Genomic DNA, 7,442 nt, shown 5'->3' on the forward strand with positions numbered 1-7,442 from the left:
TCATGCTTCCCCGCCCTCTTCGCCGTCCGTCCCGGGCACCGCCACGCACGGGCCCTTGCGCCACCACTCGGGCAGCATCGCCAGCGCCTCGTCCCCCAGCGGGTTGACGCCCGGCCCCGCGACGAGGGAGTGCGCCACCAGCACGTGCAGGCACTTGACCCGGTCGGGCATGCCACCCGCGCTGGGGAAGCCGACCAGCTCCTCGATGGCGTCCCTGCGTGCCAGGTAGTCCTCGTGGGCGGCGCGGTAGGCGTCGGCCAGTTCGGCGTCCTCACCGAGCCGTTGGGTCATCTCCCTCATCACGCCGTCCGCCTCCAGCGTGCCGATGGCGGAGGCCGCACGCGGGCACGTGAGGTAGTACGTGGTGGGGAACGGCGTCCCGTCCTCCAGCCGGGGCGCGGTCTCCACGACGTCCGGCAGCCCGCAGGGGCAGCGGTGGGCGATGGCGCGCAGTCCGCGCGGCGGGCGGCCCAACTGCTCGCGGAAGGCGGCCACGTCCGCGTCCGTGGGCGGTGTCGGCCGGGTCTGGGGCGGTGGGGTGTCCATGGGTTAAGGCGCTCGTCGCTTCGTATCGGGTGGTCCGGTGGGACCGGGCGGGGCGGCGCGCGGCGTCAGCCGGCGTCGTCCGCGCTGTCCAGTCCGTCCCACAGTTTCTCGTACCACGGCCGGTCGGCGGGCCCGCGGTCGCGGGGACGGCGCACGTCCGCTGTGCCGTCCCGCATGGTGTAGCCGGTCTCGTCGGGCCGCACGAAGTGCAGGTGCTCGCGTGCCTGCCGCTCCTCGTAGGCGGGGTCCCTCCAGCGGGCCCGCTCCTTGAGCAGGTCCTCGACCGCGTCCCGCGCCCGGTCGGCCTGCGCGCGCTGCTCGGCGATCTCGGAACGCTGGCTGACGTACTGCCGGGTGGGGTACGCGAGCGCGACGACGAGGGAGCACAGGACGAGGGCGAGCAGCGCGGCTCTGCCGGTCAGCCGCCCCTTGCGCGGAGTACGCGGTTTCGCCGGGCCCTGCGCCCGGTAGACCCGCTCCGCGGCCTGTGCGCCGAGGGCACGCAGGCGCGTCGCGGTGGAGAAACGGTCCCGGTCCGCTCCCATACCTCTCCCTGCCTCGCCTCTCCCTGCCTCGCCTCCCCTGCCGCCCGGCCCCGCCCGGCCCCGCGGGGAGCGGGGAGCCGGACGGGAGGGGGCGGACCTTCGCAGCGCTCGCGGCGCTCACGGCGCTCACGGCGCTCACGGCACTCGCCGCGCTCGCCGCGCTCGCGTCAGCGCTTGTAGCGCGGGAACGCCGAGCGGCCGGCGTAGACGGCCGCGTCGTCCAGGATCTCCTCGATGCGCAGCAGCTGGTTGTACTTGGCGACGCGCTCGGAGCGGGCGGGGGCGCCCGACTTGATCTGGCCGCAGTTGACCGCGACGGCCAGGTCGGCGATCGTCACGTCCTCCGTCTCACCGGAGCGGTGCGACATCATGCACTTGAAGCCGTTGCGCTGGGCCAGCTCGACGGCGTCCAGCGTCTCGGTGAGCGAACCGATCTGGTTGACCTTCACCAGCAGGGCGTTGGCGCAGCCCTCCTCGATCCCGCGGGCCAGGCGCTCGGGGTTGGTGACGAACAGGTCGTCGCCCACCAGCTGCACCTTCTCGCCGAGCTTGTCGGTGATGGTCTTCCAGCCCGCCCAGTCGTCCTCGAACAGCGGGTCCTCGATGGAGACCAGCGGGTAGTCCGCGACAAGCTGCTCGTAGTACTCGGTCATCTCGGCGGCCGAGCGCTTCTGTCCCTCGAACGCGTAGACGCCGTCCTCGTAGAACTCGGAGGCGGCCACGTCCAGCGCCAGTGCGATGTCCTGGCCCGCGTTGTAACCGGCCTTCTGGATGGCCTCGATGATCAGGTCGAGCGCCTCGCGGTTGGAGCCGAGGTTGGGCGCGAAACCGCCCTCGTCGCCCAGGCCCGTGGCCAGGCCGCGTTCCTTGAGGACGCTCTTGAGCGCGTGGTAGACCTCCGCGCCCCAGCGCAGCGCCTCGGAGAACGACTCGGCGCCGATCGGCGCGATCATGAACTCCTGGATGTCCACGTTCGAGTCGGCGTGCGAGCCGCCGTTGAGGATGTTCATCATCGGCACCGGCAGCTGGTGCGCGTTGGGGCCGCCCAGGTAGCGGAAGAGCGGCAGGTCCGACGCCTCGGAGGCGGCGTGCGCGACGGCCAGCGAGACGCCGAGGATGGCGTTGGCGCCCAGCGAGGACTTGTCGGCGGTCGCGTCCAGGTCGAACATCGCCTGGTCGATCAGGCGCTGCTCGGTGGCGTCGTAGCCGACCAGCTCGGGGCCGACCTGCTCGATGACGGCGAGGACGGCCTTCTCGACGCCCTTGCCGCTGTAGCGCGCGGCGTCACCGTCGCGCAGTTCGAGCGCCTCGAAGGCGCCGGTCGAGGCGCCGGACGGCACGGCAGCACGGCCGGTGCTGCCGTCGTCGAGGCCGACCTCGACCTCGACGGTGGGGTTGCCTCGCGAGTCGAGGATCTCGCGGGCTACGACGACGTCGATGGACGGCACGAGGTTTCTCCTTCGTGTGGGACGGACGGCTTTCTCCGCCCCGAGCCTAACCGTCCAGCGCGCCCCGCCCCCGCCCCGCCGCACGATGAGGGCCACGCGCGGGCTCGCGGGGGCCTCCGCGCGGCTCACCTGTGGACGGGACGGCTCACACGTGGCGGCTCACCTGTCGGCGGGGCGGCTCACACGCGCAGGTGCTGGCCCGGCCGGATGAGGTCGGGGTCGTCACCGATCACGTCGCGATTGTGCGCGTACAACTCCGTCCAGCCGCCCGGAACGTCCCGGTCCGCGGCGATCTGGGAGAGGGAGTCGCCGGGCCGGACGGTGACGCGGTGCTTGCCGCCGCCCTCGCCCTTGTCCTCCCTCTCGCCGCCCCGCGAGGCGCGGTCGCTCCCGTCGTCGGGCTTGCCCCGGTGCTTGCCCGTCCCCGGGGAGAGGACGCGGCCCTCCCCCTCGGACGCGTCCTTGAGCCGCTCCGGGCTGGACGGCCCCTGGTTCGACCAGCCGAAGCCCCCCTCGGACGGGTCAGCGTCGTTGACGTCGCCGGAGTCGCGCTCGTCGTCCGCCGTACCGGAGCCCGCGTCCTGCGAGTCCGAGGGGCTGGACGGCGACGGAGTGGCGGACGGCCGGTCGGAGGCGGACTCGTCGGAGCCACCCTCGCCGCCCTTGCCGCCGGAACCACCGTCCTCCTCGGCGGTCTCCCCGCCCGACGCCTTCTCCCCGGAGCCCTTCTCGTCGGAGGACTTCTCGTCGGAGGACGCCTCGCCGGAGGACGCCTCGTCGGACGCCTTGCCGTTCGGCGTCCCTGCCTCGGGCGACTCGTCACCGGAAGGGCCGCTGCCCCGGTCGGCGTCCGATCCCGCGTCGTCGGGCGCGGTGCCCAGGTCGACGTCCGGACTGACCTCACTCGCCAGGACGGAACCGCAGTGCGGGAAGGAGCGCGGGCCCTCCGCCTCCAGGATCTTCTCCCCGATGGCGATCTGCTGGCTGCGGCTGGCCAGGTCGGGCCGGTCGGCGTACACCGTGCCGCCGTAGTACTTCCAGGTGTCGAGGTCCAACTGGAGCCCGCCGTAGTACCCGTGTCCGTTGTTCGCGCTCCACACGCCGCCGCTCTCGCAGTCCGCGACCCGGTCCCAGGGCGAGGCGTCGGCAGCGTGCGCGCCGGTCGCGCCCAGCAGCGGCAGCGCGATGCCCGCGCCGGTGACCCCGGCCGCGACGAACAGGGCGGGTGCCTGGCGGGGGCGGCGGTGCCGACCGTTCCCGGAGCGCATGGAGGACCTCTCGTAAGGGACAAGCGGGACGACGACGGAGGACACCGAAAAGGGCAACCGAAGTCGGCGACCGAACGTAACCGCGAACGCCGGGCGTCACAAGCGAATGTCGCGGACATCACGCCGCGGTCACGTGGGTGACGGCCCCTCACATATCCGTCACGCGCGGGCGGTGAACTCCACGGGCAGCGTCCGCAGGCCGCGCATGATCAGCCCGCCGCGCCACCTCAACTCCTCGGGCTCTGCGGCAAGTCGCAGGTCGGGCAGCCTGTGCAGCAGCGTGGCCAGCGCGGTGCGGCCCTCCAGGCGGGCGAGCGGCGCACCCAGGCAGTAGTGGATGCCGTGCCCGTATCCGAGGTGCTGATTGTCGCTCCGCGCCAGATCCAGGGTGTCGGGTGCGTCGAACTTGTCCGGGTCGCGGTCGGCGGCGGCGAGCACGACCAGCACCGGCTCCCCCTCCCGCACCCGCTGCCCGCCCAGCGTCAGCTCGCGGGTGGCGAAGCGCCAGGTCGCCAGTTCCACCGGCCCGTCGTACCGCAGCAACTCCTCGACGGCGGTGGCCAGCAGCCCCTCGTCGTCCTCCGCGACCGCCCGCTGGAGGACGGCCCGCTGGCCGGGGTCGCGCAGCAGCGCGTACGTGCCGTTGCCGATCAGGTTGACGGTCGTCTCGAAGCCGGCGAACAGCAGGATGAACGCCATCGCGGCGGCCTCGCTCTCCGTCAGCTGTTCGCCGTGGTCCGAGGCGCGGATGAGACCGGAGATCAGATCGTCGGAGCCCTCGCCCCTGTGGTCAAGCTCCGCCCTCTTGCGGTGGATGAGCTCGGCAAGGTAACCGCGCATCTTCTTCACCGCGCGGCCCACACCGCCGCGCGGGCTGCCGGGCTGATGGAGCATCATTCCGGCCCAGGACCGGAAGTCCTCCTGGTCCTGCTGCGGGACGCCGAGCATCTCGCAAATGGCGTAGATCGGCAGCGGAAACGCGTACTCGTGGATGAGGTCGGCCTCACCGCGCGCCGCGAAACCGTCGATGAGCGTGTCGGCCAGCTCCCGTACGCGCGGCGCGAAGGCGGCGACGCGGCGCGGCGTGAAGGCCTTGGAGACCAGGCGGCGCAGCCGGGTGTGGTCGGGCGGGTCGATGTTGAGCAGGTGCGTCATCAGGTTGGCGCTGCGCTCTCCGGGGATGCCGACCTTGCCCTTGCCGTGCGCGCCCTGTTCGCCGTGGTGGTGCGGGCTCTTGCTCAGCCTCGGGTCGGCGAGCGCCTGCCGGGCGTCCGCGTACCGGGTGACCAGCCAGGCCTCCACCCCACTGGGCACCCGCGTCTTCCGTACGGGCGCGTGCTCGCGCAGCCACGCGTACGCGGGGTAGGGGTCCGCGGCGAACCGCCAGTCGAAGAGCGGCGGCATGGGCGGCGCGGACGCGGCGGCCGAGGGCGAGGCGGGGCAGGAGGGGTTCTGATCGTGCACCCACACGACCGTAGACGCACCCGCCGACCGCCGCACCGGCGGCCGGTGCCCACAGGGAGACGAGGTGCGGTGCCCACAGGGAGACGAGGCGCCGCACACGCGAAGGTGAGGCGCCGCGGTGTCCGCCGCCGCGAGCGCTACGTGGGCTGCCGCTCCAGCCAGCCCGTGGTGAGCAGGTACTGGCCCAGCAGATAGCCCGCCATGATCAGCGTCTCCTGGGAGGGGAAGGCGTGCCCCGCCTGCTGGAGCCCGATCAGCGCGTCGGAGGCGACGAATGCCACCGCCCCCGCGGCCACCTTGCCGCCCACCCCGAGTGCCGCGGCCCCCATCGCGGTGAGCGCGAGGCTGTAGCCGGCCACCGGCAGGCGCAGTCGGCGCTCCAGGGCGGGCGCGAGCGCCGCGTTGACGGCCGCCCACCCGGCGAACGCGGCCACCGCCCGCCGGGGTCTGGCCTGCAGACCGCGTGCGCCGCCGAGCCGGCCTGCCATACCCGCCGTGTAGCTGACCTGGGTGCCCAGGAAGGCGGCCATCCCGGTGAGCAGCGCACGGTCGTGCCGGTCCCACAGCAGCGCGGTGTCGCCCGCGGTGGCGCAGGCCAGCCCGGCGAGGAGAGCCCCGTCGGGGCGCCTTGCCTGCGGGCTGCCGTAGAGGGCGTGCGCGGCGAGGGCGGGCATGAGGAGGGGCTTTCCCGCGCGCGCCGGGCCCCTGGGGGCCTTGACGGTGGCGTACAGATCGACGGCGGACAGGGCGACGAACGCCGCGAGCGGCCCACCCGAGCGGCGCCCCTGACCGAACCGCCGTGCCGTACCGGCCTCGGTGATCTCCATCACGGGAGTGTTACCGCCCGGTACGGCACCGTCAACCCGTCGCGCTGTCAGCCGCGCCGCTCCGCGGCGCGGATCGTGTCGCGGTAGGTGCGGGCCGCGGCGCGCAGGGCGGCCTCCGGATCGATGCCCTGCTGCTCGGCCTCCACGGCCAGGGCGAGAAGCCCGTAGCCCACTTCCCCACGCGTCCCCTCGACGGGGACGTCGAGCCCGGCCGCACGGGCCCGGCCCGCCAGCTTCGCGGCCAGGGAGAGCGCCGGCTGGCCCAGTGGCACGCCCTCGGTCACCGAGACCCGCTCGTTCTTCTCCTGCGCCTTGCGGCGCTGCCAGTGCGCCTCGACCTCCTCCGCGGTCTCGGCTGCGTCGTCGCCGAAGACGTGCGGGTGCCGGTGGACCAGTTTCGTGACCAGCGTCCCCGCCACGTCGTCGATGCCGAAGGCCTCGTCCGGGTGGTCCTGGGCGATGCGGGCGTGGAAGACGACCTGGAGCAGCACGTCGCCGAGTTCCTCGCGCAGTTCGCCGCGGTCGCCGCGCTCGATGGCGTCGATGAGTTCGTAGATCTCCTCGACGCCGTACTTGAGCAGATCCTCGTGGGTGCGCAGCGCGCTCCAGGGACACTCGCGGCGGATGCGGTCCATGACCTGGACGGCGTCCAGCAGCCGGGCGCCGGGCAGGTCGTAGGATCCTGGCAGCAGTTCGAGGTCGGGCATGGCCTGGCGGCCGGAGCCCGCCAGGCGCGCGAGGCCGTCGGTGAGCGCCGGTTCGCCCTCGGCGCTCGCCAGCACGACGAGCGAGCGACCGCCGCCGTGCGCGCACTCGTCCACCAGCGTCCGCGCGTCCAGCCCCACCCCGGCCTCCACCTTCACGCCCGCGTCCCGCACGTACGGCAGCTGCGGATGCGCGGGGTCGGCGCACAGCACACGGTCGGCGCCGCGCAGCGCCTCCCAGGCGGGCCAGGACAGCAGCCCGGGCGCCACCCGGTGCGTGGTGGTGAGCAGGACGACGCGGCCGGTCTCGGGGATCTCGTTCACCCTACGAACCTAACCCGACCGGCCCCGGGCGCCGGTGGGCCGGGAGGCCGGGCGCCCAGGAGCCGACCAGGCGACGAGCGAACAGGGAGGGACGGGCGAACAGCGGAGGGACGGGCGACGGGCGGCCGGCCTCAGCGGCCGGCGCCCGCCGGCGTGCGGCAACGAGTCCCCGCCGAGCGAGGAGGTGCGCGTGTTCCACTCCCCGTAGCGCGGATTCACATTGATCTTCATGTCGTCCGCGACGCGCGACAGCTGAGCGTTGATCCGCYGCGGCCCTTCCGGGGACATCAGGTCGATGCCCTTCGCGGCGGCGATC

At 73.6% G+C, this 7,442-nt stretch carries 7 protein-coding genes and 1 pseudogene; all 8 read right to left on the reverse strand.

The annotated features are described in order from the left end of the window. Positions 1 to 546, reverse strand: coding sequence for a DUF501 domain-containing protein (locus AB8Z75_RS03415; protein WP_369199841.1), 546 nt, complete (start codon positions 544 to 546; stop codon positions 1 to 3). A gap of 65 nt (positions 547 to 611) precedes the next feature. Further along, entirely contained in the window at positions 612 to 1,091 is a 480-nt protein-coding gene (locus AB8Z75_RS03420) for a septum formation initiator family protein (protein WP_369199842.1), read from the reverse strand. Between the two features lie 167 nt (positions 1,092 to 1,258). Next, positions 1,259 to 2,539, reverse strand: coding sequence for a phosphopyruvate hydratase (eno, locus tag AB8Z75_RS03425; RefSeq protein WP_242751564.1), 1,281 nt, complete (start codon positions 2,537 to 2,539; stop codon positions 1,259 to 1,261). A gap of 179 nt (positions 2,540 to 2,718) precedes the next feature. Further along, on the reverse strand, positions 2,719 to 3,807 hold the full coding sequence (locus AB8Z75_RS03430; RefSeq protein WP_369199843.1) for a transglycosylase family protein: 1,089 nt from the start codon (positions 3,805 to 3,807) through the stop codon (positions 2,719 to 2,721). Between the two features lie 159 nt (positions 3,808 to 3,966). Next, positions 3,967 to 5,211, reverse strand: coding sequence for a cytochrome P450 (locus AB8Z75_RS03435; RefSeq protein WP_369199848.1), 1,245 nt, complete (start codon positions 5,209 to 5,211; stop codon positions 3,967 to 3,969). Between the two features lie 197 nt (positions 5,212 to 5,408). Then, complete coding sequence (locus tag AB8Z75_RS03440) at positions 5,409 to 6,098, reverse strand: lysoplasmalogenase family protein (protein WP_369199844.1); 690 nt, start codon at positions 6,096 to 6,098, stop codon at positions 5,409 to 5,411. 47 nt (positions 6,099 to 6,145) lie between these two features. Next, complete coding sequence (locus tag AB8Z75_RS03445; RefSeq protein ID WP_369199845.1) at positions 6,146 to 7,126, reverse strand: nucleoside triphosphate pyrophosphohydrolase; 981 nt, start codon at positions 7,124 to 7,126, stop codon at positions 6,146 to 6,148. Between the two features lie 9 nt (positions 7,127 to 7,135). Continuing rightward, positions 7,136 to 7,442: pseudogene (locus AB8Z75_RS03450) on the reverse strand (hypothetical protein); the annotation flags it as partial.

The sequence above is a fragment of the Streptomyces sp. PU-14G genome (genome assembly GCF_041028275.1).
In the GTDB taxonomy this organism is placed as follows: domain Bacteria; phylum Actinomycetota; class Actinomycetes; order Streptomycetales; family Streptomycetaceae; genus Streptomyces.